This is a genomic window from Micromonospora sp. NPDC005979 (assembly GCF_040614415.1).
Taxonomy (GTDB): Bacteria; Actinomycetota; Actinomycetes; order Mycobacteriales; family Micromonosporaceae; genus Micromonospora.
This window is the reverse complement of sequence record NZ_JBEXUR010000011.1, coordinates 87,586-113,963: the sequence shown is the minus strand read 5'-3', so window position 1 is coordinate 113,963 and position 26,378 is coordinate 87,586. Positions and strand designations below refer to the sequence as shown.

The window sequence follows — 26,378 nt, the reverse complement described above, 5'->3', positions numbered from 1 at the left end:
GTTTGTTCGAACTTTCAGGCGGCGAACACCTCCACGGAGGTCAGCCGGGCGTCACCGGGCTGCCAGTCGGCGACCGCGACCGCCACGTACCGCCCGGAGGACGTGGTCGTGACGGTGGTCTCGGGCTTCGGCTTCGGCACCGAGGCGACCGTCTCGTAGCCGAGTCCGTCGGCCGAGGTGGCCACGGTGATCGGCCGCCGCCGACCGGGAGTCCAGGTCAGGCGGACCGAGGCCAGTTCCCGCGACGACCCGAGGTCGATCACCATTCGGCCGTTCGGGCCGGGTTGCCAGGCGGTCCCCGGGTCACCGTCGACGGCGGCCGACGGGTCGGTCATGCCGGCCGGCAGCGGTGACGTCGGGTAGGTCGTCCGAGACCGGGCCAGACCGCTGGTCGGCGTCACCGTTCCACCCGCGAACGCGACGTCCTTGCTGTGTCCGGCGGGAACCGTCAGCCGCTGGCGGGCGCCGCCGGCCGCGGACTCCACCTGCACCTTCACGATGTGCCCGGCGGGCGCGGTGACTCGGAGGTGGTGCGAGTCGGTGACGTCGAACCGGGTACCGGCGGGAATCGCCTTCTCCGGCTGTGCCGCGGTCACGGTGAACCGGGTCGGCTCGACGCGTGCGGTCGCGGCGGCAAGGTCGACCTGGTACGTCGTGGTCCCCGTCCCGGTGACCTGGCTTCCGTGGTACAGCCGCAGCGTGGCGGGCTGCGCAAGCGTGACGGCCGCCGCCGTGATGGCGCTGTCGGACAGGTTGAACAGGCTCAGGTATCCGTCCGCGTCACTCACCCGCAACGCCTCCGGACCACCGCCGGGCAGGGTTCGGGACGCCGCGGCGGCCAGGGCCGGCCGGCTCGCGCCCGCGTACCCCTCGATGATCAGCCGGGTGCTGCCGGTGGCCGGCCCGCTGGACAGGGTGACGGTGGTGGCGGTCACGGTGATCGGATTCTGGGCGTTGTGGACCACCAGACCCGCTCGTCCGTCGATGTCCAGCCAGGAGCCGGCGATGGTGGGGCTGTCCGGCACCACCGCCGCGTCGCTCCAGTCGGAGCCGTCGAGAGAGGTCTGGATGACGTAGCGGGTGCCGTACGCCGACTCCCAGTCCAGGCGTACGCCGCTGATGTCGATCGGCTCGCCGAGGTCGACGGCGACCCAACTGTCCGCGCGGGCGCGTTCCTCCCGGGCGACCGCCCAGCGGGTGCCGGGATTGCCGTCGGTGGCGCGCGCTGCGGGGTAGGCGGGGTCGGCGGACGAGGCCGTGGCGGTCCGGCCGGCGGCGCGGTCGACCCCACCGGCGTCGAGCACGGCGAAGGTGAACAGGGAGTAGCCGTACTGGGTGGCGGGGGAACGGCCGAGCATCCGCACGTGCCGGGCGGAACGAGACGCGAAGCTGATCTGGTCGGTTCCGCCGTCGCCGACGCCCGATTGTCCGGCCAGGGTGACGGACCCCTGTTCGCCGGTGAAGGTACGGGTGCCGGTGAGCCCGGGTACGCCGGGCATGTCCAGGTTGAACAGGGTGAGCGTGCCCTCGTCGGCACTGATGCCGGTGGTGGCGTACACGACCGTACCGGTGGGCAGCGTGGCGTACCCGGCGGTGCCGTCGGCGACGCGCAGAACCGTCGCCGTGGCGTCGACACCGTCCCGGGCCACGGTGTACGCGGCGGAGGTGCGGCCGAGGACCGGCGCGGACTGCCTCGGCAGCAGCGAGGCGGCCCGGGTGTCGAACAACCAGTTGTCGTGGGCGGGGGCCCACTGGAACGAGACGAATCCGGTTTTGCTGACCGCCGCGGCGAAGGCAGCCGGGGTTTGTTGGGCGGTCAGCCCGGCCTGCTCCCCGAAGTCGCGGGTGCCCGCCGCCGCCGTGAAGAACGTGGTGCTGGCGACCGGCTGGACCACGCCGCCGTTGGCCGCCCGCCAGGAGTGGAAGAGGTAACTGATCGCGATCTCGGCCCGGGCCTCGGGCTCGTACTTCGGCTCGCCGCTGAACTTGGTGAGCCGATTCTCGGGCGGGTAGTTCAGGTAGGGCATGAGCCGGTCGGCGAGGTCCGCCTCGGCCCGGGCGGCGTGCCGGTCGCCCTGTACCTGCGCGAGGAAGGCGAGCGGCAGGACATCACGGCCGTACAGGTGGTAGCGGTCCGCGACCATCGGCATGAAGGGCTCGCCGGCGTCACTGGCGAGCAGCCGCATGGTCCGCCACAACTGGTCGCCGCTGGGCTGGCCGGTGAGTGCCTCCGGGAGCGGTTGGCCGGCGGTCAGGAAGTGCACCGCGGTACGACCCGCGGTGCGCCACAGTTCTTCCTGGTAGTGCGGGCCGAAGGAGTTGTGGTTCTCGACGAGGAACGTGTCGTGGATGTTGTGGGCGGTGTTCCAGTCCGCGATGGCCCGCCCGTCGACGACGGCGGGGTTGGCGCGGTCGGCTGCCGGTAGACCACTCGCGTTGAGCGTCCACATCGAGAACCGCTCGCGCCACGCCGCGGCGGCGGGGTCGTCCGACGCCCAGGCCAGGCCGGGCGCGATCGCCTGGGCGTAGACCCCCATCTCCTCGAGCTTGGTGTCACCGATCCAGCCACCGGTGCGGCCGTTCGGCGTCCAACTGCCGCTCAGCGGGTCGTTACCGGTGCCGAGGGAGTGGGCGTACGCGGCCTGCCCACGGGCGATGCGGTCGACGTTGGTGCGGGTCACCTCGTCCAGGTCGGACCAGAGCAGTCGGGCGGCGAGGACGAAGTACAGCTCGAAGGTGCTGTCCCAGAACAGCTGTCGTCCCCACTCGGTGCCACCGGCGAGCCGGTTGGTGGCCGCGAACCGGCGGATGGTGGCGATGGTACGGGCGTGCAGCGTGTCCCGGTCGACGCCGGTCACCGCCGGGTCGTACCCGGGCGAGATGAGCAGGACCGCGTTACCGAGCACGACCGCGAACCGGAAGTCCGCGAGGCGGTACGCGCTGATCGCCGGATCCCACTGCTCCTCGGCCCATCGGGTGTGGGCGAGCAGCAGCGCGTGGTAGGTGTTGGCGACCGGGCCGGTGGCCGCAGCCGGTGGCGTGGCGGCGGCCGACGCGGCCCGGGCGGCGGCGGGTCGGGCGGTGGCGAGTCCAGCGCCGATGGCGCCGCCGAGGATGAGCAGCCGCCGCCTGCTCAGCTCGAATTCGGAGATACGCATGGTGGTCCTTCGGTGGTGACAACGTTGTCAGCCAGGCTCCGACGATCACCCCCAGATGTCAAGACCAACATCACCGCCTCAGGCCCTCCCCCGCGCCCGACCAGCTCACCCCGCCGATCTTGCACTTTCTGTCGTCTCGATGCCCCGATCCGCGTCTTTTGGGACGACAGAAAGTGCAAGATCGCGGGCATGACGGCGGGAGCGTGCGGTGTGGGCTGCCAGGAGAAGCAGCGCTGCCAGGGCGGCCAGGAGCACCGCCGGGCCCAGGGTATCGACGGTGTTCGACAGGGCGTGCTGCACCTGGGCGGCTGCTTGGATGACCGGATCTCGCAGGGCTTCTCGCCGGCCGGCGGCCAGCCGTAGCTCGTACCAGCCGTACCAGGCGACGTAGCCGCCCGCCAGCAGCAGCACCAGGCCGCTGAGCCGGGGCACCAGCGCGCCGGCGACGCGCAGCCGGGCCACCAGCGAATCGCGCAGCAGCGCCACACCGACCGCGGCGACCGCGACCACCAGGCCCATCCCGAGGGCGTACGCGCCGAACAGGGCCAGCCCACGCCCGGTCGAGCCGGCCTGGAGGCTCGTCACCACGATGGCCAGAAAGGGCGCGATGGCGCACCCCAGCGAGGCCAGCGCGTACGCCGCCCCGAACAGCGCCATCGACGGCCACGACCTGGTCAGCCGGGGTGCCCGGGCGGTCCAGCCCGGCGCGGGCAGTCGTCGGCCGGCGAGCAGCCAGCAACCGGCCGCGACCAGCAGCAGCCCGAGCACCACCGTCAGCCACGGCAGCCGGGGCCGCAGCCAGCCGGCCAGCGGCGCGAGCGCCAACCCGAAGGCGCCGAAGACCGCCACGTACCCCAGGGTGAGCCCGGCCGCCGCGGTGAGCGCGCGGCCGACCGCGCCGCGGGCGTCCGACGCTCCGGCGACCAGCAGTGAGAGGTACGCGGGCAGCAACGCGAAACCGCACGGGTTGACCGCGCCGAGCATGCCGGCGGTCAGCGCGAGCAGCAGCGGGCCGGTCACGCCCCGGCCAGCGCGGTAACCCGGGCGGTGAGTGACTCACCGTCAAGGAAGCCCTGGTGGACGACCTTGCCGTCCCGATCGATGATCACGAAGATGCTCTGTTCGGTGACCTTGAACCGCTTCCAGAGCACGCCCTTGCGATCGTCGATCTGGGGCATGTCGCCGAGGTCGAACTCGGTGACGAAGTTCTTCATGTCGCGCTGCTCGCCCAGCCCGGCGACGCCGACGATCGGCACGGTGTCCCGGTACTTCGGGGCGATCTCGGCCACCGTCCAGGCCTGGCTGGCGCAGGTGGCGCACCACGGCGCCCAGAACCAGAGCACCACCGGCCGGCCGGCCAGTCGCGTCCCGTCGAAGGCGCCGCCGGCGAGGGTCGTACCGGTGAAGCGCAGGGTGTCCGGGATCGGGGCCGCCGGGGCCGACGACGCGCCGGCCGAGGGGGTAGCCGAGGGGGTCGGGGAGCCGGTCGGGGCCGGCGCGGTCCCGGCGGCGGCAGCGTCGGGCGGCACCGTGCCGGTGCAGGCCGTCGTGGCGAGCAGGGCGGCGACGAGTACTGCTGCCGCCGTCGGCCCGATCCGCTTGTGCATCCGTGCTCCTCCACAGTCGTAAGGAAGGGCCCCTTCCTATACACGAGGCGTTGAAAAGGTGCCCTTCCTCACTCGGCCTTGGCGAGGCGCAGGGCGAGTTCCGGGCAGACCTTGACCGCCTTGAGGGCGCCCTCGCGCAGCCAGGTCGGCACGGGCGTGGCGGGGAAGGCGGGGTAGCCGTTGGCATCGAGCCGGATGAAGTCCGGCACCACGTGCGCGCAGAGACCGTGCCCGTCACAGCGGGACCAGTCCAGGGTGAGCTTCTGCGGGTTCGGGTCGGGTGCGCCGGGCAGCCCCATGACGCCCTTGACCCGCCGACCGCAGCCGTCGCCGGTGCTGTGCAGCCGCAGGTCCTCGGCGAAGACCTCGATCGCCGAGAGCGCGAACCGGGCCGTACCGTCGGGGTGGCTGCACGCGCCGCGGCCCTTGACCTCGCCCGCGGCGGCGCGGACGACGTCGGCCGGTTGGCTGCCGGCCACGGCCAGGTCGACCGCGCGGGCCAGGTCCGGCAGGCCCATCTTGCACGGGCCGCACTGGCCGGCGGACTCGCCGGCCAGGTAGCGCACCACCTGCGCGGCCTCCCCGAGCGGGCAGGTGTCGACCCCGATCGGAATGATGATGCCCGCGCCCAGGGTGCCGCCGACCGCGGCGAGGCCCTTGCGGGAGACCTCGGCCTTCTCGGCCGCCTCGGCGGTGATCCACTTGCCGTGGTAGCCGCCCATCAGAATGCCCTGTACGTCCGGGACCTCGCACAGGTCGAGGACGTCGCGCAGCGGCATGCCGGCGGTGCACTCCACCACGGCCGGCCGGCCCGCCGCGCCGGTCACCGTGAGCAGCACGGTGCCCGGCTCGTCGTCGGTGCCGAGGGCCGCGTACTCGTACGGGCCGAGTCGCGCGCCGACCGCGAGCTGTGCGTACGTCTCGGCGTTGGACAACAGGGTGGGCAGGCCACTGACCCCGGAGTCGCTGGAGCGCTTCTTGGTGCCGGGCGGTATGTGCGGCAGCCCGTTGATCCCGTTGACCAGGGCGCCACCCTCACCGGAGATGAATCGGTGCGGCACGGTGACGATGGTGGTCGGCACCGGCATCCGGCGCTCGTCGAGGGCCTCCATCAGCGAGTCCCGGCCGACCCCGTCGTCCGCCACGCCGATCACGATCTCGTCGGCGTCCAGCGCGTACGCGGCCAGCGCCGCCCCGTCGAGGACCAGGTGCGGGGCGCGGGTCAGCAGTACCTTGTCCTTCCAGCTCGCCGGCTCGCCCTCGGTGGCGTTCACCACCACCACCGCGGAGAGGTCCTGCCGCTCGCACGACTCCAGCACGGCGCGCATCTTGCGGGCGAACGGGAAGCCCGCGCCGCCCTTGCCCTTGAGCTGCATGCCCTCGGCGAGCCGGAGCAGCTGCGCCGGCTCCATCGGGCCGATCGGTCCGTGCACCTCCTCGTGCGCGGCCAGGTCGAGGCGTCCGAACTCGGCGAACCCGGCGGTGAGTCGAGGCTCACCGACGCAGGCCACCGGGGGGACGGTCGTCCGCATCACTTCGCCTCACCCCGCAGTCCGGCCCAGTACGCCCCGTCCACGGCGTCCGCGCTGGCCTTGCGGCGCTTGGCGGACCGGCCCTCGGCCCGCCGCGCGCGACGAGATGCCAGGTCGACAAGGGTCGGAGTGTCGTCGACGGGCGGCGGGACCTCGTCGGGGACGTACCGGGCCGGCGGGCGCCAGTAGTCCGGCTCCTCCGGCAGGTCGTCCTCCGCGCTGTGCCGGCCGCTGCCGCTGCGCGGCGCCGCCGAGATCGGACCGGCCGAGATCGGGCTGCTCGAGATCGGGCCGGCCGAGATCGGCTCGACCGAGACCGGACCAGCCGAGATCGGCTCGGCGGCCTGCCAGCGGCGCGGGCTGTCCCACGGCTCCTCCGGCTCGTCCACGGCCCGCCGCGGCGGGGCCGAGTACCGGGTGCCCTCGTCCTCGGTGCGGGACCGTCGTCCGCTCCGCTCGGCCGCCGGCTCCTCGGCGCGCCGCCGCCGGGTGGGGGCGGTCTCCTCGTCCCGGTCGCGGCTGCGCGACGCGCGCCGCCGGGTCACCGGCTCCATCTCCTCCTCGTCGCTGCGGCGGGCGGAGCGGCGGGTCGCCGTCGTCTCCATCTCTTCGCGGCGGTCCTGCCGGGCGGCGGGCTCCTCGTCGCGGCGACGGCGACTCGGCCGGACCGGCTCGACCAGCGAACCGGGCTCGGGCACCACCGGAACGGTGAACCGCTCGGGGTCCCGCCGCCGCGGACCGGTCGGCGCCGTCCACGTGGCGGTGGTGGCCTCCGCCCAGGCCGGACGCTTGTCCTCGCTCTTCTCGCGGCGGCGACCCAGGCCGGCCAGCAGCGAGCGTCCACGGCCCTCGTCGGTGGCCCTCCCGGCCATCGCCGCGTTGCGCACGGCGGCCTGCTGCTGCTCGCGACTGCGCCGGCCGATGGTGACCGAGAGCCGCACCAGCAGCGCCAACACGACGAGCAGGACGCACGCGAAGTAGCTGAGGACCACCCAGGATGCCGCAGCCCGACCGGCGTTGAGGCCGTGGAAGATCGCGAACGGCCAGGCGAGGTAGGCGGCGGAGTGCAGCGTGCGCCACAGCCACTTTGGACCGACGCCGGCGAAGCGGGCCCGGATGATGCCGGTCCAGATCACGCTGACCATGAGCAGGGCGGCCACGGTGCCGAGGCCGACGTAGAGCCCTCGACCGCCGATGAACGGCACGAGTGAGTCGGTCGCCGCAGCCCGACCGGTAGCGATCTTGGTGAGCACGTGGAAGACCAGTCCGGCCGTACCCAGGACGCCGGTGGCGCGGTGCGCGGACTGCATCAGCACCCGGTGCGAGATGTTCAGCACCAGCCGGTCGGTGGCGAGCAGTCCCAGCATCACGGTGAGACTCAGCGACACCAGAGCGATCACGCCGGCGAAGAACTCGGTGAAGAAGAAGCCGTACGCGTACGCCATCTGACCGGCGCCGGTCAGCATGGTCGCCGCCCAGAACGCGGCGAGCAACGAGGCGATCAGCATCATCGTCGCCGAGCGGGACCGCGTCCGCACCCCCCGACTGCTGGTGCTGGTCCGGACCTCGGTGGCCTTCTGGTTCTGCTTTGCCCGGGCCATCTGCTCCTCGATCGTCTCGCGGCGGCGTACCACCGGCCGACCCCTGCTCCCCCATCCAGTACGGACCGGCGGCGCGCGCGGATCACCCGGAGGGAAAAAATTCTGGGCCGCCATCGAACCAAGTGACGTCGCGGTGCGTTGTGCACGATCCTCGCGCGTGCCAGGCAGTGACGCAGGTCCATGCATTGACAGCCCTTGCAACACGCTTGTAACCTTTCGGCAAATTTTCAGCACGTATTGCAAGATCCCAGCAGTCCTGTGCTCCCCGGCACCACCACCCCCACCCCCGCTCCCGTCAGGAGTCCCGATGCGCCAACGTCGACGCGGCTCGGCGATCCTCGCCCTCGGCCTGGTCGCCAGCCTGTTGGTTCCCCTCACCGCGGCGTCCCCGGCCGCCGCCAGCCCGTCCGGCGCGAAGAAGGTCATCGTCCAGCTCTTCGAGTGGAACTGGCCGTCGGTCGCCAGCGAGTGCCAGAGCACCCTCGGCCCCAAGGGCTACGGCTACGTGCAGGTCTCGCCCCCGCAGGAGCACGTGCGGGGCAACCAGTGGTACATGGCGTACCAGCCGGTCAGCTACCGGATCGAATCCCGCAAGGGCACCCGGGCCCAGTTCCAGTCGATGGTGAACACCTGCCACGCGGCCGGCGTCAAGGTGATCGTCGACGCCGTCATCAACCACATGTCCGGCCAGGACAACGGCGGCACCGGTTGGGCCGGCTCGTCGTACGCGCACTACGACTACCCGGGCATCTACCAGACCCAGGACTTCCACCACTGCGGACGCAACGGCGGCGACGACATCGCCAACTACAACGACCGGTACGAGGTGCAGAACTGTGAGCTGGTCAACCTGTCCGACCTGAAGACCGAGTCGGACTACGTCCGTACGAAGATCGCGTCGTACCTCAACGACCTGCTGTCCCTCGGTGTGGACGGCTTCCGGCTGGACGCCAGCAAGCACATGCCGGCCGCCGACATCGCCGCCATCAGGAGCAAGCTGTCCCGGTCGGCGTACATCGTGCAGGAGGTCATCTACGGCGCCGGCGAGCCGGTCCAGCCGACCGAGTACACCGGCAACGGCGACGTGCACGAGTTCCGCTACGGCAAGGACCTGGCCCGGGTGTTCCGCTCCGAGCGGCTGGCGTACCTGAAGAACTTCGGCGAGGGCTGGGGGCACCTGCCCTCCGGCTCGGCGTCGGTGTTCGTGGACAACCACGACACCCAGCGCGACTCCAGCGGCGTGCTGACCTACCGCGACCGGGGGATCTACGCCCTCGCGAACGCCTTCATGCTGGCCTGGCCGTACGGGTCGCCGACCGTCATGTCCAGCTACACCTTCAGCGACCGGGACGCCGGCCCGCCCTCGGACGGCGGCAACAAGACCCTCAACACCACCTGCTACTCGGGCTGGGAGTGCGAGCACCGTTGGCCGGTGATCGCCAACATGGTCGGCTTCCGCAACGCCACCGAGGGTGCCGGCGTGGCCAACTGGTACGACAACGGCAACAACCACATCGCGTTCAGCCGCAGCGGCAAGGGCTACCTCACCGTCAACGACGAGGACGGCGCGGTGAACGGCCGCTCGTACTACACCGGACTACCCGCCGGCCGGTACTGCGACGTCATCCACGGCACGTACGCGAACGGTTCGTGCAGCGGCCCGGTGATCACCGTGGACGGTAACGGCTGGTTCGCCGCGAGCGTGCCGGCGCACGACGCGGTGGCCATCCACATCGGCGCGCGGCTCTGACCGACTCCGGGGCCTCCGGCTGGCGGGTATCGCCGAACCGGGGGCCCCGGACCGTTCAGCACCCTAGAGTGGTTTAGTGCCGTTTGACCGAATGTCCCCGTCCCGTCGTCGCGCCGGCTGGATCGCCGGCGCGGTCGCCGTACCCGTGCTGCTGGTCGCCGCGCTGCTGATCGGCCAGGCTCTCACCCCGCGCTCGACGGCCCCCGACGAGCAGAACGTGGTGGTCGCCGACCCGACGCCGAACAGCGTCGAGCAGAGCCCGGAGGAGTCGGTCCCGCCGGCCGCGCCCGCTCCGGACGGCCTGCCGGTACTCGACTACGACCCGGCGCCCAAGGGCTTCCCCGCCGACCCGGCCACGATGGACACCACGCCGCTGACCGAGGGCGTGCACCCGACCCGGCGGATCGCCGCGTACGACGCTCCCGGTGGCCGGCCGCTGGCTTTCGTCGAGCCGACGCTCGCGGGGGTCGAGCTGACCGTGCCGATCGCCCAACGGCGGGCCGGCTGGACGGCCGTCCTGCTGCCGTCGGCGAACCGGCAGCTCGCCTGGCTGCCGCCGGGCGGCTTCGACACCGTGGCGCTGCGCGACCAGATCGTGGTGGAGCGCAAGGTGCACCGGCTGACCTGGTACCGGGCCGGCAAGCCGGTGCGCTCCTGGGAGACGAGCCTCGGCCAGTCGGGGCAGGAGACGCCGCTCGGGCGCACCTTCATCCTGGGCCGCACCCCGCCACCCGAGGCGGTCTACGGCGGCGTGGACATCTACGCCCTCGGCTCGGTGCCGGACGACCCGGAGGCGGTGCCGACCGGGCTCAAGGGCGCGCACATCGGCCTGCACACCTGGCAGGACGACGACGAACTGGGCGAGAACACGACCAACGGGTGCATCCGGGTGACCCGCAGCGGTCAGCGGGAACTGCTCGCCGAGGTCCGGCCCGGTAGCAGCCTGGTGGTCGTCGACCAGCTCCCCACCCCGCCGTCGACCGCCTGAGCGGGTCGCTCAGTCGCCGAGTAGCCAACCGTTCTGCTCGGCGATGCGTACGGCCGCCGCCCGGTTCCGCGCGCCGGTCTTGCCGATCGCCGCCGACAGGTGGTTACGTACCGTCCCCTCGGACAGGTGCAGCGTCCTCGCCAGCTCGGCGACCGCGCCGCCGCCCCGCGCCGCCCGCAACACCTCGGTCTCCCGCTCGGTCAACGGGCTCGCTCCGGTCGCCAGCGTCTCCGCGGCCAGGGTCGGGTCCACCACCCGCAGGCCGGCGTGCACCCGTCGGACGGCGTCGGCGAGCTGCCGGGCCGGCGTGTCCTTGACGACGAACCCGTTCGCGCCGGCCTCCATGGCACGACGCAGGTAACCGGGCCGACCGAACGTGGTCACCACGAGCACCCGGCAGGACGGCAGCGCGGCCCGCACGGCCGCGGTGGCGGCGATGCCGTCCAGGCCGGGCATCTCGACGTCCAGCAGCGCCACGTCGGGCGTGTGCCGGAGCGCCTCGGGCACCACCTCGTCGCCCCGGCCGACCTCGGCGACGACGGTCAGGTCCGGCTCCAGCGACAGCAGCGCGGCCAGCGCGCCACGGACCAGCGCCTGGTCGTCGGCGAGCAGCAGCCGGATCGGCGTCGACGAGCCGCTCACCGGGCCTCCCCCGGGGCGTGCACCCGCAACACAAAACCGGTGCCGTCGCTACGCCGTCCCAGGGTGACCACGGCATCCAGCCGGCGGGCGCGCTCCCGTAGGCCGACCAGACCGTACCCGGCGGCGTCGGGTGTGGACGGGCCTCGCCCGTCGTCGCCAATCTCGACCCCGTCCGGGCGTACCCGGATCGTGCAGCACCGCGCTCCGCTGTGCCGGACCACGTTGGTCACCCCTTCGCGCACCGTCCATCCGAACAACCGGTCCCACTCGCGCGGCAGTTCCGGCACCTCGGCCGGCACCTCGGCCGCGATGCCCGCCGCGGCGAGCGCGGACCGCGCGCCGGCCAACTCCCCGGCGAGGGTGACCTCCCGGTACGCGCCGACGGTCTGCCGCACGTCCGCGAGGGCCTCCCGCGCCAGCCTCTCCACCTCGGCGATCTCGGCGGCGGCCCGGGGCGGGTCGACCTCGACGAGCCGCCCGGCCAGTTCGGCCTTGATCGCGACCACGGTCAGCGAGTGTCCGAGGATGTCGTGCAGGTCGCGGGCGGCGCGGGCCCGCTCCTCGGCGACCGCGAGCCGGCCGATCTCCTGCTGGGCCGCCTGTAGTTCGCTGTTGCGCTGGGCCAGCCGCGACACGCCGAACATGGCGAACGAGGCGAGCAGCACCGCGAAGACGATGCCGTTCTCCGCCTCCCATCCGCTCACCAGCCAGGACGTCAGCGCCGGGGTCACGGCGCAGAGCGCCACGGTGGCCGCCGCCTCCCACGCCGGAAGCAGGAACACCCCGGCCGCGGCCACGTAGACCAGCGTCGCCAGCCAGTCTCCGCCGGTGCCCGGGATGCTGGCCAGGCCAACCGCGAGCAGCAGGAGCAGGCCCACCCGCGCCCGCCCGGCCGGGATCGGCAGCAGCAACTGACGCAACCGGCGGGCCCACTGGAACAGCAGCACGTAGCCCAGGCCGAACAGGAGCAGGGCGGCCACTCCGACGATCCGCCGCCACGGCTGCGGCTGGTGCAGCGCGGTGGCGAGCGGCACGTTGAGGAAGAACAGCCACACGGCGGCCAACAGCCAGCCGATGACCCGCCAGTGGCGGGTCATCGGCCGGGGCTGCCCCGCCGGGAGATCCATCGAGTCCACGCTAGCGGTCGCGGCCGTCAGACCCGAGCGGTGTCCCGACGGAACAGCCGGGTCGCGCCGACCCCGAAGGCCAGGGTCCAGATGACGATGTTGGCCACCGCCGCCATGCTCACGCCGTCGCCGGTCAGTGGCGAGCGGGCCAGCTCACCCATGCCGTACACCGGGGTGAACTTCGCGACCTCCTGGAGCACGTGCGGCAGCACCTCGACCGGCACGAACAGCCCGCCGAACATGGCCAGCACCGCCAGGATCGGCCCGATGAACTGCATGACGTTCTCGGCCGGCACCAGGTAGCCGATGAACAGGCCGAACGCGGCGAACACCAGCGAGCCGATCCAGGCGGCCAGCCCGGACAGCAGCCAGACGTCCAGCGGAAGGCGGACGCCGGTGGCCGCCCCCACCAGGAACTCCACGACGACCGCGAGCAGGCCGAGGGTCATCGCGGTGGCCAGCTTCGTCGCCACGTACGCGGTCGGCCGCAGCGGGGTGAGCCGGAGCTGCCGGCTCCACCCCAACGCCCGCTCGGTGGCGACCGCGCCACCCGCGCTGGTCGTCGCCACCATCGCCGCGTACACGGCGAGGCTGATCATGATGTACGCCGTGACGGGCCGGCCATTGTCGAGCGTCTGCCCCCGCTGCGGCAGACCGAAGATGAGGAAGAAGACGCCCGGCATGATCAGCGTGAAGGCGAGGGTGCGGCGGTTGCGCAGCACCCGGCGCAGCTCGATGCCGAGAACCGCAGGGGCGAAGCCACCCAGAGCGGACGGGCGGCGATCGGGCCGGGCAGGACGGTCGGTGCTGGTGGCCATGGGGGTGGACATCGTCAGGCTCCGATACGTTCGGTGGTCAGGGCGAGGAAGGCGTCCTCAAGGTTGCGGGAGGTGATCTCCACGTCCCGGGCGGCGGTCCGGGTGAGCAGGTGCCGGGCGATCGCGTCCGAGTCGCCGGTACGCACCAGCACGCTGTCGCCGCGTACCTCCACGGCGTCGACGCCGGGCAGCGCGGCGAGCGCGGCCTGGTCCGCGCCGGGCAGGGTGGCCCGCACCGTACGGCCGGCGGCCAGGTTCTTGATCTCGGCGGTGGTGCCGTCGGCGACGACGCGGCCCTGGCGGACCAGCACGATCCGGTCGGCGTACGCGTCCGCCTCGTCCAGGTAGTGGGTGGCGAAGATGACGGTCCTGCCGTCACGCGCGTCGCGGCGCAGGGCCTGCCAGAAGTCCCGCCGACCCTCGACGTCCATGCCGGTGGTCGGCTCGTCGAGGACCATCAGGTCCGGGTCCGGCAGCAGCGCCAACGCGAAGCGCAGCCGCTGCTGCTGACCGCCCGAGCACCGCCCGACGATCCGGTCGGCGATGTCGGCGATGCCGGCGCGCGCCAGCACCTCGGCGGCCGGTCGGGTGTGCCGGTAGAAGTGGGCGGTCATCCGTACCGTCTCGCCCACGGTGAGGTCCTTGAGCAGGCCGCCGGTCTGGAGCACGGCGGCGATCCGCCCCTGGGCCACCGCCTCGTCGGCGGTGCCACCGAGAACGCGCACGGTGCCCGCGTCCGGGCGGGCCAGGCCGAGCAGCATGTCGATCGTGGTGGTCTTACCCGCCCCGTTAGGGCCGAGGAACGCCACCACCTCGCCGGGCTGCACCCGCAGGCTCAGTCCGTCGACCGCGGTGACCGTACCGAAGGTCTTGGTGAGGCCGTTCAGCTCGACGGCCGGATGCGTACTCGTCATGGCATTGATCCTGGGGTGTCGCGGACCTCGACTCCTGAAGCGGCCGTCACGTTCCGACCGTGACATTTGTCAGGGGCGTGCCACGAGGCATTCCGCGCCCGGCAGCGGGTAAGCGCGCCGCCGGACGCCGCGACACCGGGAGGACGCGATGGGTGCCACACCGCAGGGCCAGGTCGACACGATCGTGCTGATCCACGGGCTCTGGATGACCCCACGGAGTTGGGAGGGGTGGGCCCAGCGATTCACCGAGCGCGGCATGCACGTGATCGCCCCGGCCTGGCCCGGGATGGACCGGTCCGTGGAGCAGTTGCGCGACGACCCGAGCCCCATCGCCGAGCAGAGCATGGCCACGATCGTCGCCCACTACGACCGGATCATCCGGGCGCTCCCGCGTCCGCCGATCATCATGGGTCACTCGTTCGGCGGGCTGTTCGCCCAGGTCCTCGCCGACCGGGGCCTCGGCGCGGCGGTGGTGGGGGTACACCCTGCCGCGATCAAGGGGGTACTCAAGGTGCCGTTGAGCCAGTTGCGCTCCGGCTTCCCGATCCTGCGCAGCCCCGCCAACCGTGGCAAGGCCGTCCCGTTCACCCCGGACGACTTCGCCTACACCTTCGGCAACACACTGAGCCGCGAGGAGTCCGACCGGGCCTACCAGCGCTATGCCGTCCCCGGTGCCGGTCGGGTGTTCTTCGAGGGCGCGTTCGCCAACGTCGACCCGCGCTCGCCCGCCCGCGTCGACACCGGACGCGTCGACCGGGCGCCGCTGCTGCTCATGGCCGGCGGGCAGGACCACGTGGTGCCGGCGTCGGTGGTCCGCGCCAACGCGGGGCTCTACCAGAAGTCCCGCGCGCTCACCGCGTACGAGGAGTTTCCCGACCGGTCGCACTTCACGGTCGGAGCGCCCGGCTGGGAGGAGATCGCCGACTACGCGCTGGACTGGGCGATGCGGGCGGCGGCGCTGCCCCGCGAGGCGACCATCGCCAGCGAGACCCCCCGCCGCTGACGGCCAGGGACTCGACCGCGCCGCGGATATCAATGCACCGCATTCTTGATATCATCGGCGCGGCCGAGAAGCTGAGGAGGCACCGTGAGCCGGACGATTCTTGACGTCGACGATGAACTACTCAACGAAGCCGGGCAGATTCTCGGCACCTCGACGAAGAAGGCCACCGTCAACGCAGCCCTCAAGGCGGTCGTCGACCGGGAAAAGCGACGCGAGTTCGCCGACTGGCTCAAGAGTGGCGGGCTTCCCGACCTCACCGGCCCCGTCGAGACCGCTGCGCCGGACGCGGCGTGAACCACGAGCAGTATCTGCTCGACAAATCGGCCCTGGCCCGCTGGCCCAAGCGTCTCGTAGCTCCCGTCCTCGGCGAACTCTCCGACCGAGGCCTGCTCGCCGTCTGCGCGGCGGTCGAGATCGAGGTCATCCACAGTGCCCGTACTGCGAAGGACGCCCAACGTGCGCGGTGGCTGATGGGCGGTTTCCGGTGGCTGTCGATGCCCGACGAGATCTGGGACCGGGCGATCGACGTGCAGGTGCAGGCGCTGCACAAGGGCAACCACCGCGCGCTGTCCATGGCGGACCTGCTGATTGCCGCCACCGCCGAACGACACGGCGTCACCGTTCTGCACTACGACGGCGACTTCGACCTGATCAGCGCTATTACCGGGCAACCCAGCGCGTGGGTCGTCCCGCCCGGCTCGGCCGACTGAACACCTCTGGCGCCGCGTGCCGCATGGCTCGGCTGACCGTGGGTATGAGCCCGGGATGAGGGCGAGTTTCCGGATCGGTCGGATCGCGGGAGTGCCGGTCGGCGTCAACTGGAGCGTGCTGGTCATCTTCGCGCTGATCGCGTGGGGGCTGGCCGCCAACCAGTTTCCCCGGTCGTACCCGGATCGCTCGCCCGTGGCGTACACCCTCGCCGGCCTGGCCGCGGCGGTGGTCTTCTTCGTCGGCCTGCTCGCCCACGAGGTGTCGCACGCCGTGGTGGCCAAACGCAACGGGCTGGAGGTCGACGGCATCACGCTGTGGCTGTTCGGCGGCGTGGCCGAGCTGAAGGGCGAGCCGCGTGACCCGGGCGCGGAGTTGCGCATCGCGGGCGTCGGACCGCTGGTCAGTCTGCTGCTCGGGGCGTTCTTCGGCGTCATCGCGCTGCTGTTCGCGCTGGCCGGGCAGGGCGGGCTGCTCTTCGGGGCGATCGCCTGGCTGGCCGGCATCAACGTGCTGCTGGCGATCTTCAACGTGCTGCCGGCCGCGCCGCTGGACGGCGGTCGGCTGCTGCGCGCGGCGGTGTGGAAGGCCACCGGCGACCGGACCCGGGCGTCAGTGGTCGCCGCGCGGGCCGGCTGGGTGCTCGGCGCGCTGCTCATCGGCCTCGGGCTGTGGCAGTTCCTGTCCGGCGTCGGCTTCGGCGGGCTGTGGCTGGCGCTGATCGGCTGGTTCCTGATCGGGGCCGCCGGGGTGGAGGAGCGGCAGGCCCGCACCGGGACCGCGCTGCGCGGAATCCGGGTCGGCGACGTGATGACACCGCAGCCGCAGACCGCGTCGGCGGACATGACGGTCGCCGACTTCGTCGACCACTACCTCTTCGCGTACCGGCACTCGGCGCTGCCGCTGACCGACCAGGGGCGGCCGACCGGCCTGGTCACCGTGGACCGGGTGCGGGGCGTACCGGCCGAGCGGCGCGCGTCGACCACGCTTGCCGAGGTGGCCTGCCGGGCCGACGAGCTGGTGCTCGCCCAGCCGGGTGAACAGCTCAACGACCTGCTCCCCCGACTCACCGAGTGCGCCGACGGCCGAGCCCTGGTGGTAGCCGAGGACGGCCGCCTGACCGGAATCGTCTCCCCCACCGACATCAGCCGCGCCGTCCAACGCGCCACCCTACGCACCCCCACCCCTTCCCGCTGACGCCCCTCTCCCGCCCGCCCACGCCGCGTCGATCATGGAGTTGCGGTGGGATCAAAACGTCTTCGAAGCCCCCTGAACGGGCACCACAACTCCATGATCGACATGGGTAGGGCGGCGCGGGGAGCTAGCGGGGGAAGTAGTGGTTCAGCTGGTCGGTTCCGAACTTGTTTTTCGGGTCCAGCTTCGTCAGCAGGGACGTGAAGTCGGCGTACCTCGGGTAGCGGCCCGACAGGTCCTCCGGGTCGGTGACGAAGACCTTGCCCCAGTGCGGGCGCGGGGCGAACGGGGCCAGGCGCGCCTCCACCTCGGCCAGCACGGGCAGCACCGCGTCGGTGTCGGCGACCCAGGTGAAGTGAACGACGAAGCTGTCCCGCTGGTGGTTGGGGCTCAGCCACAGCTCGTCGGCGGCCACCGTCCGCAGCTCGCACACGTGCAGGACCGGGGCGATCAGGTGCGCCACGTCGGCCAGGGCGGCGAGCGCGTCGGCCACAGCGGTACGCGGCAGGTGGTACTCGGACTGCAACTCGTCACCGCTGCTCGGGGTGAAGCCGAGCTTGAAGTGCGGCAGGCGCTCGTGCCACGGGCCCGGCTCGCCGAGTTGCGGGGTGCAGTTCTCCGGCGGCATGCCGAGCACCGGGTGCCGTGGCTGGTCGGCCGGGGTGGTGCCGAGCCAGTCCGCCGCCGGGGGCGGCTGGTCCGCGAGCTGCTTGCGCCACACCTCCCGCAGGCGCGGCGTACGCCAGTCGGTGAAGACACTCACGCTGTACGCCGAGTCGAGCGCCTCGTCCAGCGCGGCCGGGTCGAGGTCGAGCCGTACGTACTGGCGCAGTTCGAAGGCCGGCACCAGGTCCAGGGTGACCCGGGTGACCAGGCCGAGCGCGCCGAGCCCCACCACCATGCCGGCGAACGTGTCGTCGTCGCGGTCGACCCGCAGCAGGTCGCCGTCGGCGGTGACCAGCTCCAGCCCGGCGACGGCGCTGGCCAGGTTGCCGTGGGTGGGGCCGGAGCCGTGGGTGGCGGTGGCCACCGCGCCGGCGACCGAGATGTGCGGCAGCGAGGCCATGTTGGCCAGCGCGTACCCCTGGGTGTGCAGGTGTCCGGCGAGGTCGCCGTAGCGCATCGCGCCGCTCACGGTGACCTGGCCGCGTTCTCGGTCCACCTCGACGGTCGGCGGCAGACCGGCCAGGCTCACCAGGTCGCCGTCGGTGTCGCCGAAGCGGTTGAAGGAGTGTCCCGTGCCGAGGGCGCGGACGCGCCGACTGTCGGCGACGAGACGACGCACCTCGTCGAGGGAGGTCGGTCGGTGGAACGTCCGGGCCGCGTACCGGACGTTGCCGGCCCAGTTGCGGCGCGGCACCTCGGAAGCTGCGGTCGACGTGGCGTTCGGTCCCCGGGTGGTCACGTGGCGGTCTCCCGATCGGTGGACTGCTGGTCGCTCAGAGCGGCGACGAGGGCGTTTAGAACCGTATCCACCTGGAACGTGTGGTAACCACGTTGGGCGCGCGGCAGACCGGCCGCGGCGGCGCGTTCGATCTCACCGCGGGCCGCCTGCCGGGCCGTCTCGTCGCCGGACAGCAGGGCGTCCTGGCCGCGCCGGATCAACCGATCGACCCGGTCCATGGCGTAGCCGCGCAGGCCCACCGTGATGTCCGGGACGGCGAACGCGGCGCGCCGCAGCGCGAGCAGGTCGACGAAGCGGTCTCCGGCATGCCGGGTGAGCGCTTCGGACACCTGCTCGGGTTGCTCGCGGACCTGGTCGAGGACGAGCAGCTCGATGGCCGGCCGGCCGTCGAGCGGGTGGCGGGCGGTCACCAGCTCACGCGGCACACCCTGCGCGGGCACCAGCAGCAACCTCGGCGGGGTCGGGTAGCCATCCTGTCGAGGCGGCTCGTCGAGGACCACCGCGTCGACCTCGGCCCACCGGAACTCCCGGCGCAGGCCCGGCCGCCGGATGCTCAGCCCGTCCGCGTGGATCCCGAACCGGAACGGCCGCAGCGCGCTGACCAGCGCCACCGCGCCGAGCGCGATGGCACCCACCGCGATGATCGTCCGTAGCAGGGCGCGGTCGCTGGGATAGGCCAGCAGGATCACCCCACCGAGTACGCAGGCCAGGGCGAGCGCACGGGCCCCCCGATTCCGGCGCAATTCCACCCGCGGACCCCCGTTTCATGACCGTGGCGTCGGTCCCGACATCTTCCGCCAGACCGGGCACCGAGGACACCCCACGATCGGGCACGGTTGTTCTCGCCGTCGTCGGGGAACCCTACGACCATGAGCAGCTACCGTGATCCGGCCGCGCGAGGTGACGTCTTCCCGTCGGAGGAGGAGCTGGACCCGACCGGCAGCGCGGTCGAGCCGGCCAGTGCGCCGCCGGGCGTCCGGTTGCCGAACCATCCGGCGCCCACACCCGGTCCCCGGCCGACGCCCGCTCCCGCGCCCGCCCCGACGCCCGTACCGTCGCCGGGGCCGCCGCCGCGCGAGCCCGGCGGCGAGTCGCGGTCGATCGTGACGCGGCACCTGGACGGGTCGGTCGAGATCGTCACCGACCTCGACGGCGATGGCGTGGCCGACGTCGTCCAGATCGACGTGGACGGTGACGGCGTACCGGACATCACCTATGTGGACAGCGACCGTGACGGCCGGTTGGACACGGTGCTGCGCGAGCCGGGCCGGCACGCGCAGTACCGGGCCTGACGGGTCACAGGTTCGCCAGCACCTCGCTCGCGACCAGGTCGAGGTGGTCGAGGTCGGCCAGGTCCAGCACCTGAAGGTAGATCCGCTGGCTGCCGATCTTGGCGTACCGGTCGATGGTGTTCAGGACCTCGTCGGGCGTGCCGGCGACGCCGTTGGTCCGCAGCTCGTCCGGGTCACGGCCGATGGCGGCGGCCCGGCGGGCCACCTCGGCGTCGTCGCGTCCGCAGCAGAGCACCAGGGCGTTGGACCAGACCAGTTCCGCCGGGTCGCGGCCGATCTCCGCGCACGCCGCGCGGACGCGCTCGAACTGCGCCGCCGAGTCCGCCGGCGAGGCGAACGGCAGGTTGAACTCGTCGGCGTAGCGGGCGGCCAGCCGGGGCGTCCGCTTCGGACCCATCCCACCGAGCAGGATCGGCGGGCGGGGCTGCTGCACCGGCTTGGGCAGGGCCGGCGAGTCGGTGACCGGGTAGTACCGGCCCGGGTGGCTGAACGTCTCGCCCGCCGGGGTGGACCAGAGGCCGGTGATGACCGCGAGCTGCTCCTCCAGCCGGTCGAACCGCTCGCCCAGCGCCGGGAACGGGATGCCGTACGCGGTGTGCTCGTCGCCGTACCAGCCGGTGCCGATGCCCAGCTCCACCCGACCGCCGCTCATCTGGTCGACCTGCGCCACCGTGATCGCCAGCGGGCCGGGCAGCCGGAACGTGGCGGCGGTCATCAGCGTGCCCAGCCGGATGCGGCTGGTGTCGCGGGCCAGACCGGCAAGCGTCGTCCACGCGTCGGTGGGGCCTGGGTCGCCGCTCACCGAGCCCATCTTCAGGTAGTGGTCGGAGCGGAAGAACGCGCCGAAGCCGGCGTCCTCGGCACGTCGGGCCACCGCGAGCAGTTGGTCGTACGTGGCGCCCTGCTGGGGTTCGGTGAAGATCCGCAGTTCCATGCTCCGAGCATAGATAGCGGCCTCCGACGCCGCTCCGGGACGGCGGCGAGAGTCGTATGCCTTGACAGACATATGGCTGCCGAGACATATTGGGCAGGTGTCCACCGACGCGTTCACCGTGCTCGCCGAGCCCACCCGACGCCGGATCCTCGACGCGCTCCGCGAGCGCGACCACAGCGTGAACGAGCTGGTAGACGGGCTCGGCGTCAGCCAGCCGGCCGTCTCCAAACACCTGCGGGTGCTGCGCGAGGCCGGCTTCGTCTCCTGCCGGGTGGCCGCCCGGCAGCGGATCTACCGCCTCGACCCCGGCCCGCTGCGGGCGGTCGACGGCTGGCTCGACCCGTACCGCCGGCTGTGGAGCCGGCACCTCGACGCCCTGCAACGGCACCTCGACAGTCAGGAGCAGTGAGATGGACCGCGACGCGTTCCGCCCCAGCCCGCCCGGCAAGGCGTACACCGAACACGCCGACAGCGGCGCGACCCTGGTGCTCGTCCGCGACCTGCGGCACCCACCCAGCGCGGTCTGGGCCGCGCTGACCGAGCCGGCCCAGCTCGCGCAGTGGGCGCCGTTCCTCGCCGACCGTGACCTCGGCAGCCCCGGCACCGCCGTGCTCACCCTGGTCGACGGCGAGACCACCGCCGACCAGACCGCGGTGGTACGCCACGCAGAGCCACCCCACCTGCTCGAATACACCTGGGGTGAGGACCTGCTGCGCTGGGAGCTGACCCCCTCGGGGGACGGCACCCGGCTCACCCTGCGCCACACCGTCGCGGATCCGGGCGCGCTGCCGATGGTCGCCGCCGGCTGGCACCTCTGCCTGGACGTGGCCGACCGGCTGCTCGACGGCGATCCGGTCGGCCCCATCCGGGGCGCAGAGGCCAAGGACTTCGGCTGGCCCGAGCTGCGCGACGCGTACGCCGAGCAGCTCGACGCCGAATGACCGGTCAGACGTACGGTCGGGTGGCGTACGCGGTGCGTAGCGCGGCCAGCCCGGCCGCCTTCGGCGACAGGGTGCCCCACCCGGAGTTGAAGTAGTTGGTCCGCGCGATGAGGGGACCCCGCTCGCCGTTGAGCTGCGCGATCGCCGCTGGAACGGTGGCGATCCAGGCCGCCTGGTCGGGAATCTCGGCCGAGCGCACTCCGTACTCGGCGATGATCACCGGCTTGGACAGCGCCACCGGGCCGAGGTCAGCCACCGCCCAGTCCTTGGTCCGGCGGAAGCGGGCCAGCGCGGTCTGCCCGACGGCTGTCGCGTAGGCGTTCCACTGGAGGTAGTCCAGCCGCGACATCAACGACTCGGGGTGGGTGCGCTGGAAGCACGCCCGGTCGAAGCCGCCCAGACCGACCGAGAAGGTCGTGCCGGTGGGCAGGGTCCGGGCCTTGAACCAGGTGACGATGTAGTTCACCGCCTGCACCGCCCGCGCGTCGGACTCGGCCCAGGTGTACGCCTTGCCGGCCTCGGTCGTACCGAACTCGTGGTCGGTGTCCAACTCGGACGCGAGTTGGATGTTCACCCCGAAGCCGAGCGACCGGTACTGCGACAGGGCACGCGCGAACAGCCCGTCGCACTGGCCGTTGAGCACCTGGGTGTACCCGTACGCCTTCGGCCACGGGGTCACGCCCGGACGCTGCTGGATCGTCATCGACGGCGCGGGCACGGTGTAGGTGACGCCGTCCACGGTGAAGGTCTGCGGCCCGGCGTTGGCGGCGCCGTAGTGCTTCAGCTCCAGGACCATGTTCATCTGCACGCCGGCCTTGCCCAGGTTGATCAGCCACGGTCGGTTGTAGCCCGGAAAGATGTACCCGTCGGCGAAGCTGCGGTACTGGGTCAGGGAGCGGAAGTTGCCGCCGGCCATGTCGGCGGTGGGGTCGGCCCCGCCGGACAGGTAGTAGCCGCCGAGCACCGGTTGGCGCACGGTGTAGTCGACCCCGGCCGTCGCCGTGTGTCCGGCGGCGTCGCGGACCTGGACGGTGACCCGGGGCATCACGCCACCGCCCGGTACACGGCAACCGAGCCGTTGTCGGAGACCCGGGTCCAGGTACGCCCGGAGTTGTCGGAGACGGTCACGGTGAGCGGGTCGATGACCGCGGTGACCTTGACCGGCGCGCTGCTGTTGCCCTGCGCGTCGGTGACCACGATGGTGACGGTCAGCGGTTTGGTGTCGGCGTCGGAGTACGTGACGGTCAGCAGCATCTGGTCACCCGGCGAGAAGACGGATGCGTTCAGGGCTGCGGTCGCGGTGGGAGCCGCCATGACAGGGCCTCTCTGATTCGGTCGCCCGGTCGGGCGCGCGGGTGAGCGACGCCGAACAGGGCGGGATCCACGATGCGTGTGGTCGACGGGGCACGTAGGCGACGTGCCGGTGGGCGACGTCGCCGGCGGTGGACGGTGACACCGCTGCGGGCGCCTCCAGCGGTGTGGGGACGGCCGAGCCGTACGCGTCGTCGGGGCCGGCGGCTGTGCCGGGCCCGCACCGGCGGGGCCGGGCCGGCGAGGGCGGCACCGGAGCGGACGATGCTGTCCGTACCGGGCGCGCGGGTGGGGATGTGGCCCGACATTCCTCGCCCTCTCACCTGCCTCAAGGGTCCTCTACCAGGGGCTTTACCGTCTTGTCCGGTTAGCGACATCTGTCCTCGACAGACGAATTGCCGACCTGCGCGGCCGCCCGCCACCGCAGCAACCTGCTCGCGCCGTACGACGTCTACGAGGCAGGTCGGGACACCCGACCGATGCGTGGCCGCGACCTGATCCTCGACCACCGGGGCCGGCTGCGACGGTTCGCCGACAGTCGGCTGGCGAACGTGGTGGGCATCTCCACCCTCGCGTTCACCCTCGACGGACGGCTGCTGCTCGTCGCCCAGACCCGGGACAACGTGGGCAGCCCGGGGCTCATCGCACCCTCCGGATCCGGTTCGTTGGAGCCCGGGGACGCGGCGGCGACGGTTACCGCGCCCAGCCTTCAGGAGGTCATCGTCGCTGGCGCGCTGCGTGAGCTGCGCGAGGAGTGCCACCTCGAACCCCACGAGATAGCCGAGAGCGTGGTCCTCGGCTTCGGGCGGTGGATCAGTCGGGGTGGCGTGCCGGAGTTCTGCACGGTCACCCTGCTCAAGGTCACTGCCGAAGAGGTGCTGCGGCGGGCCGTCCTCTGGAGGGAACGGCCGTACGTGGGTGAGGTGCTCGCCGTACCCGTCCCGACCACCACACAGTGGGATCCCGACGACCCTCTCGCGCTGCTGCCCGCCGAGAACCGGCACAGCGCCTCGTGGCCGCTCGCGTTCGGTCTCTCCTGCCTCACGGACTGTATGACCGACGAGGCGTGGCCACAACGCGCGGCCCTGACGGCGCTCGTCGACCAGTAGGGGCGCGTGTCAGAGGCTCTGGTCGAGGTAGTCGGCGGGGGCCGACGGCCTCGGCGCTCATGGCCCACATCCTAACGGCCGGTAGTGGGATCTGCGGCCGCGCGACAGGCGCGGTTACTGTCGAGCCATGCCACTGCGTTCCGACGAGGTCGAGGTGTTCGAGCGCTCCCGGCCCCGCCTGGAGGCGATCGCCTATCGACTGCTGGGCTCGGCCAGCGACGCCGAGGACGCGGTCCAGGACACGTTCCTGCGCTGGCAGGCCACCGACCGGGAGCGCGTCGAGACGCCCGAGGCCTGGCTGACGAGGGTGCTCACCAACCTGTGCCTGAACCAGCTCACCTCGGCGCGCGCCCGCCGCGAGACCTACGTGGGCACCTGGCTGCCCGAGCCCGTCCTCGCCGGGGATCGGATGCTCGGCCCGGTCGATACCGTCGAGCAGCGCGAGTCGGTATCGATGGCGGTGCTCACCCTCATGGAGCGGCTGTCCCCCAACGAGCGCGCGGTGTACGTGCTACGCGAGGCGTTCGGCTACCCGCACAGCGAGATCGGCGAGATCCTCGACCTCAGCGAGTCGAACTGCCAGCAGATCTACCGGCGGGCCAAGCAGCACGTCGCCGCCGGTCGGGCGCGCGGCGAGGTGGACGACGTCGCCGCCCGGAAGATCGTCACCGAATTCCTCACGGCGGCCAACAGCGGCCAGATCGAGCGGCTGGTGGAGTTGTTGACCGGGGACGTGACGAGCATCGGTGACGGCGGCGGCAAGATCCCGGCCCGCACCACGCCGGTCGTCGGCGCGCTGGCGGTGGCGAAGTTCCTGCGCGGTCTCTTTCGGCCCAGCGACGTGAAACGGAACCTGGTGGGCGGCAGCAGCCCCGCCCTCTACGCCGAGGTCGTCAACGGCGGCCCCGCGGTCGTCGTCGTGACCGGCGAGCAGGTCGTCGGTGTCATGTCCCTGGAGATGACGCCCGAGGGAGTCGCGGCGATCCGCGTCCAGGTCAACCCCGACAAGCTCGAACGCGTCACCCGCCAGTGGTCCGTCACCGCACACTCGGAGCCGCTCCTGCACGTCTGGTGACCCAGGTCATAGCCGCCTCCTGTCAGCAACGGCGTCGCCGCCCGGTTCAGGTAGCGACCATCGCCGAGACAGGAGCGCCGCCATGAAGCACCGCATCGTCGTCCTCGGAGCCGGCTACGCCGGAGCGACCGCCGCCGGCCGCCTCGCCCGCCGGTTGCACCCCGACGACATCGAGATCACCGTTGTCAACGCCGAGGCCGACTTCGTCGAGCGGGTACGCATGCACCAGCTCGCCGCCGGCCAGGACCTCACGCGCCGCGAGCTGAGCCGGGTGTACGCGGGCACCGGCGTGCGGGTCCGCGTCGCCCGGGTCACCGCCGTCGACGTCGACCGCCGGACCGTCGCGCTGACCGACGAGCATGGCAACGACGAGATCGCGTACGACACGCTCGTCTACGCTCTCGGCAGCGCCTCTGCCGACCACGGCGTTCCCGGCGTCGCCGAGCACGCGTACGACCTCGCGGGCCGACCGTCGGCGCTGCGGCTGCGGGACCGTCTCGCCCACCTCGTGGCCGGGCAGCGGGTGCTCGTGGTCGGCGGGGGTCTCACCGGCCTCGAGGCCGTCACCGAGATCGCCGAGGCCCGGCCCGACCTCGACGTCGCGATCGCCGTCCGCGGCGGTCTCGGTGACTGGCTGAACGACAGGGCGCGACAGCACCTGCGGGGCGTCACGGACCGGCTCGGCATCTCGGTGCACGAGCACACCGACGTCGTCCGGGTGGAGCCGGCCGGCGTGGTCACCGCCGACGGTACGACGATCCCGGCCACGGTGACCGTCTGGACGGCCGGCTTCGCCGTCCACCCCATCGCCGCCGCCACCGGTCTGACCGTCGCGGCCACCGGGCAGATCATCGTCGACGACACCATGCGGTCCGTCTCGCACCCGGACGTGTACGCGGTCGGCGACGCCGCCCTCGCCGCCGGGCCCGGCGGCAAGCCGCTACGGATGTCGTGCGCCTCGGGAACTCCGATGGCCTGGCAGGCGGCCGACGCCATCGCCGCGCGCCTGACCGGCCGGACGAAGATGCCGAACGCCCCGCTGCGCTACTTCAACCAGTGCATCAGTCTCGGCCGCCGCGACGGCATCATCCAGTACGTGACCGCCGACGACCGGGCCAAGCCGTCCCAGCTGACCGGGCGGCTGGCGGCCCGCTACAAGGAGGTCGTCTGCAAGGGCGCCGCCTGGGGGATCTCCCACCCGATCCCGTACCCGGTGCGCCGCCGCCGGGTCACGGCGACCAAGACGGAGACCGCCGCGAGAGTGTGACC

General features: G+C 72.3%; 26 protein-coding genes. 12 read left to right on the top strand and 14 right to left on the bottom strand.

The annotated features are described in order from the left end of the window. Positions 1-14: 14 nt before the first annotated feature. From ABZ272_RS19615 to ABZ272_RS19595, 5 genes are all read right to left on the bottom strand, one after another. Entirely contained in the window at positions 15-3,158 is a 3,144-nt protein-coding gene (locus ABZ272_RS19615; RefSeq protein ID WP_355051372.1) for a discoidin domain-containing protein, read from the bottom strand. Between the two features lie 105 nt (positions 3,159-3,263). Then, positions 3,264-4,178, bottom strand: a complete 915-nt coding sequence (locus ABZ272_RS19610; protein ID WP_355051371.1) for a cytochrome c biogenesis protein CcdA — start codon at positions 4,176-4,178, stop codon at positions 3,264-3,266. After that, a complete protein-coding gene (locus ABZ272_RS19605) occupies positions 4,175-4,765 on the bottom strand; it encodes a thioredoxin-like domain-containing protein (RefSeq protein ID WP_355051370.1) in 591 nt (196 codons plus the stop codon). Before ABZ272_RS19605 ends, ABZ272_RS19610 begins: the two co-directional genes overlap by 4 nt. Before the next feature lie 68 nt (positions 4,766-4,833). Next, positions 4,834-6,297 (bottom strand): NADH-ubiquinone oxidoreductase-F iron-sulfur binding region domain-containing protein, encoded by a 1,464-nt coding sequence (locus ABZ272_RS19600; protein WP_355051369.1) that lies wholly within the window; start codon positions 6,295-6,297, stop codon positions 4,834-4,836. Beyond that, positions 6,297-7,931 carry a hypothetical protein gene (locus tag ABZ272_RS19595; RefSeq protein ID WP_355051368.1) on the bottom strand — a complete coding sequence of 545 codons (1,635 nt, stop codon included), beginning with the start codon at positions 7,929-7,931 and terminating at the stop codon, positions 6,297-6,299. The genes ABZ272_RS19600 and ABZ272_RS19595 overlap by 1 nt, the downstream gene beginning before the upstream one ends. A 274-nt stretch (positions 7,932-8,205) precedes the next feature. On the opposite strand from ABZ272_RS19595, the gene ABZ272_RS19590 reads away from it, so the two are divergent. Together ABZ272_RS19590 and ABZ272_RS19585 are read left to right on the top strand one after the other, a co-directional pair. Further along, positions 8,206-9,648, top strand: a complete 1,443-nt coding sequence (locus ABZ272_RS19590; protein WP_355051367.1) for an alpha-amylase family glycosyl hydrolase — start codon at positions 8,206-8,208, stop codon at positions 9,646-9,648. 76 nt (positions 9,649-9,724) lie between these two features. Then, complete coding sequence (locus ABZ272_RS19585) at positions 9,725-10,636, top strand: L,D-transpeptidase (protein ID WP_355051366.1); 912 nt, start codon at positions 9,725-9,727, stop codon at positions 10,634-10,636. A gap of 9 nt (positions 10,637-10,645) precedes the next feature. Here the strand turns inward: ABZ272_RS19585 and ABZ272_RS19580 are convergent, their stop codons facing one another. The 4 genes from ABZ272_RS19580 to ABZ272_RS19565 are packed head-to-tail and all read right to left on the bottom strand — an operon-like array spanning position 10,646 to position 14,137. Then, positions 10,646-11,278, bottom strand: coding sequence for a response regulator transcription factor (locus tag ABZ272_RS19580; RefSeq protein ID WP_355051365.1), 633 nt, complete (start codon positions 11,276-11,278; stop codon positions 10,646-10,648). After that, entirely contained in the window at positions 11,275-12,405 is a 1,131-nt protein-coding gene (locus ABZ272_RS19575; RefSeq protein ID WP_355051364.1) for a histidine kinase, read from the bottom strand. The genes ABZ272_RS19580 and ABZ272_RS19575 overlap by 4 nt, the downstream gene beginning before the upstream one ends. Positions 12,406-12,431: 26 nt before the next feature. Further along, the gene (locus tag ABZ272_RS19570) at positions 12,432-13,235 is read right to left on the bottom strand and encodes an ABC transporter permease (protein WP_355051363.1); all 804 of its coding nucleotides are present in this window, start codon (positions 13,233-13,235) and stop codon (positions 12,432-12,434) included. Positions 13,236-13,237: 2 nt separating this feature from the next. Next, positions 13,238-14,137, bottom strand: a complete 900-nt coding sequence (locus ABZ272_RS19565) for an ABC transporter ATP-binding protein (protein ID WP_355051362.1) — start codon at positions 14,135-14,137, stop codon at positions 13,238-13,240. A gap of 148 nt (positions 14,138-14,285) precedes the next feature. Here ABZ272_RS19565 and ABZ272_RS19560 point away from each other — a divergent pair, with 148 nt between their 5' ends. The 4 genes from ABZ272_RS19560 to ABZ272_RS19545 all read left to right on the top strand — a co-directional run bounded on the left by ABZ272_RS19560 (position 14,286) and on the right by ABZ272_RS19545 (position 17,045). After that, positions 14,286-15,140 carry an alpha/beta fold hydrolase gene (locus tag ABZ272_RS19560; RefSeq protein WP_355051361.1) on the top strand — a complete coding sequence of 285 codons (855 nt, stop codon included), beginning with the start codon at positions 14,286-14,288 and terminating at the stop codon, positions 15,138-15,140. Positions 15,141-15,224: 84 nt separating this feature from the next. Next, positions 15,225-15,434 (top strand): type II toxin-antitoxin system VapB family antitoxin, encoded by a 210-nt coding sequence (locus ABZ272_RS19555; RefSeq protein ID WP_355051360.1) that lies wholly within the window; start codon positions 15,225-15,227, stop codon positions 15,432-15,434. Then, positions 15,431-15,850: a PIN domain nuclease gene (locus ABZ272_RS19550; RefSeq protein ID WP_355051359.1), complete on the top strand. Its 420-nt coding sequence runs from the start codon at positions 15,431-15,433 to the stop codon at positions 15,848-15,850. Before ABZ272_RS19555 ends, ABZ272_RS19550 begins: the two co-directional genes overlap by 4 nt. 55 nt (positions 15,851-15,905) lie before the next feature. Beyond that, on the top strand, positions 15,906-17,045 hold the full coding sequence (locus tag ABZ272_RS19545; RefSeq protein ID WP_355051358.1) for a site-2 protease family protein: 1,140 nt from the start codon (positions 15,906-15,908) through the stop codon (positions 17,043-17,045). A 124-nt stretch (positions 17,046-17,169) separates the two neighbouring features. On the opposite strand, the gene ABZ272_RS19540 is transcribed toward ABZ272_RS19545, so the two are convergent. Together ABZ272_RS19540 and ABZ272_RS19535 are read right to left on the bottom strand one after the other, a co-directional pair. Further along, positions 17,170-18,447 carry an FAD-binding protein gene (locus tag ABZ272_RS19540; RefSeq protein WP_355051357.1) on the bottom strand — a complete coding sequence of 426 codons (1,278 nt, stop codon included), beginning with the start codon at positions 18,445-18,447 and terminating at the stop codon, positions 17,170-17,172. Further along, a complete protein-coding gene (locus ABZ272_RS19535) occupies positions 18,444-19,196 on the bottom strand; it encodes a hypothetical protein (protein ID WP_355051356.1) in 753 nt (250 codons plus the stop codon). Before ABZ272_RS19535 ends, ABZ272_RS19540 begins: the two co-directional genes overlap by 4 nt. Before the next feature lie 120 nt (positions 19,197-19,316). Here ABZ272_RS19535 and ABZ272_RS19530 point away from each other — a divergent pair, with 120 nt between their 5' ends. Further along, entirely contained in the window at positions 19,317-19,739 is a 423-nt protein-coding gene (locus tag ABZ272_RS19530) for a hypothetical protein (RefSeq protein WP_355051355.1), read from the top strand. Between the two features lie 4 nt (positions 19,740-19,743). Here ABZ272_RS19530 and ABZ272_RS19525 read toward each other — a convergent pair whose 3' ends face one another. After that, positions 19,744-20,673 (bottom strand): LLM class F420-dependent oxidoreductase, encoded by a 930-nt coding sequence (locus tag ABZ272_RS19525; protein WP_355051354.1) that lies wholly within the window; start codon positions 20,671-20,673, stop codon positions 19,744-19,746. A 97-nt stretch (positions 20,674-20,770) separates the two neighbouring features. Here ABZ272_RS19525 and ABZ272_RS19520 point away from each other — a divergent pair, with 97 nt between their 5' ends. Continuing rightward, positions 20,771-21,082 (top strand): metalloregulator ArsR/SmtB family transcription factor, encoded by a 312-nt coding sequence (locus ABZ272_RS19520; protein ID WP_355051353.1) that lies wholly within the window; start codon positions 20,771-20,773, stop codon positions 21,080-21,082. Between the two features lies 1 nt (position 21,083). Beyond that, on the top strand, positions 21,084-21,614 hold the full coding sequence (locus tag ABZ272_RS19515) for an SRPBCC family protein (RefSeq protein ID WP_355051352.1): 531 nt from the start codon (positions 21,084-21,086) through the stop codon (positions 21,612-21,614). A 4-nt stretch (positions 21,615-21,618) separates the two neighbouring features. Here the strand turns inward: ABZ272_RS19515 and ABZ272_RS19510 are convergent, their stop codons facing one another. Together ABZ272_RS19510 and ABZ272_RS19505 are read right to left on the bottom strand one after the other, a co-directional pair. Continuing rightward, complete coding sequence (locus ABZ272_RS19510) at positions 21,619-22,659, bottom strand: hypothetical protein (protein WP_355051351.1); 1,041 nt, start codon at positions 22,657-22,659, stop codon at positions 21,619-21,621. Beyond that, a complete protein-coding gene (locus ABZ272_RS19505; protein WP_355051350.1) occupies positions 22,659-22,928 on the bottom strand; it encodes a hypothetical protein in 270 nt (89 codons plus the stop codon). The genes ABZ272_RS19510 and ABZ272_RS19505 overlap by 1 nt, the downstream gene beginning before the upstream one ends. 392 nt (positions 22,929-23,320) lie before the next feature. Between ABZ272_RS19505 and ABZ272_RS19500 the strand changes: the two genes are divergently transcribed. The 3 genes from ABZ272_RS19500 to ABZ272_RS19490 all read left to right on the top strand — a co-directional run bounded on the left by ABZ272_RS19500 (position 23,321) and on the right by ABZ272_RS19490 (position 26,376). Next, the gene (locus tag ABZ272_RS19500) at positions 23,321-24,034 is read left to right on the top strand and encodes a hypothetical protein (protein ID WP_355051349.1); all 714 of its coding nucleotides are present in this window, start codon (positions 23,321-23,323) and stop codon (positions 24,032-24,034) included. 127 nt (positions 24,035-24,161) lie between these two features. Next, positions 24,162-25,109, top strand: a complete 948-nt coding sequence (locus ABZ272_RS19495; RefSeq protein ID WP_355051348.1) for an RNA polymerase sigma-70 factor — start codon at positions 24,162-24,164, stop codon at positions 25,107-25,109. 82 nt (positions 25,110-25,191) lie between these two features. After that, positions 25,192-26,376, top strand: a complete 1,185-nt coding sequence (locus tag ABZ272_RS19490) for an FAD-dependent oxidoreductase (protein ID WP_355051347.1) — start codon at positions 25,192-25,194, stop codon at positions 26,374-26,376. Positions 26,377-26,378 lie beyond the last annotated feature (2 nt).

Excerpts from the sequence above, each read along its gene's own strand:
- ABZ272_RS19575 (WP_355051364.1), bottom strand. The coding sequence starts at position 12,405 with ATGGATCTCCCGGCGGGGCAGCCCCGGCCGATGACCCGCCACTGGCGG.
- ABZ272_RS19515 (WP_355051352.1), top strand. The coding sequence starts at position 21,084 with ATGGACCGCGACGCGTTCCGCCCCAGCCCGCCCGGCAAGGCGTACACC.
- ABZ272_RS19530 (WP_355051355.1), top strand. The coding sequence starts at position 19,317 with ATGAGCAGCTACCGTGATCCGGCCGCGCGAGGTGACGTCTTCCCGTCG.
- ABZ272_RS19495 (WP_355051348.1), top strand. The coding sequence starts at position 24,162 with ATGCCACTGCGTTCCGACGAGGTCGAGGTGTTCGAGCGCTCCCGGCCC.
- ABZ272_RS19615 (WP_355051372.1), bottom strand. The coding sequence starts at position 3,158 with ATGCGTATCTCCGAATTCGAGCTGAGCAGGCGGCGGCTGCTCATCCTC.
- ABZ272_RS19600 (WP_355051369.1), bottom strand. The coding sequence starts at position 6,297 with ATGCGGACGACCGTCCCCCCGGTGGCCTGCGTCGGTGAGCCTCGACTC.
- ABZ272_RS19590 (WP_355051367.1), top strand. The coding sequence starts at position 8,206 with ATGCGCCAACGTCGACGCGGCTCGGCGATCCTCGCCCTCGGCCTGGTC.
- ABZ272_RS19545 (WP_355051358.1), top strand. The coding sequence starts at position 15,906 with ATGAGGGCGAGTTTCCGGATCGGTCGGATCGCGGGAGTGCCGGTCGGC.
- ABZ272_RS19525 (WP_355051354.1), bottom strand. The coding sequence starts at position 20,673 with ATGGAACTGCGGATCTTCACCGAACCCCAGCAGGGCGCCACGTACGAC.
- ABZ272_RS19605 (WP_355051370.1), bottom strand. The coding sequence starts at position 4,765 with ATGCACAAGCGGATCGGGCCGACGGCGGCAGCAGTACTCGTCGCCGCC.
- ABZ272_RS19560 (WP_355051361.1), top strand. The coding sequence starts at position 14,286 with ATGGGTGCCACACCGCAGGGCCAGGTCGACACGATCGTGCTGATCCAC.
- ABZ272_RS19565 (WP_355051362.1), bottom strand. The coding sequence starts at position 14,137 with ATGACGAGTACGCATCCGGCCGTCGAGCTGAACGGCCTCACCAAGACC.
- ABZ272_RS19510 (WP_355051351.1), bottom strand. The coding sequence starts at position 22,659 with ATGCCCCGGGTCACCGTCCAGGTCCGCGACGCCGCCGGACACACGGCG.
- ABZ272_RS19505 (WP_355051350.1), bottom strand. The coding sequence starts at position 22,928 with ATGGCGGCTCCCACCGCGACCGCAGCCCTGAACGCATCCGTCTTCTCG.
- ABZ272_RS19490 (WP_355051347.1), top strand. The coding sequence starts at position 25,192 with ATGAAGCACCGCATCGTCGTCCTCGGAGCCGGCTACGCCGGAGCGACC.
- ABZ272_RS19570 (WP_355051363.1), bottom strand. The coding sequence starts at position 13,235 with ATGTCCACCCCCATGGCCACCAGCACCGACCGTCCTGCCCGGCCCGAT.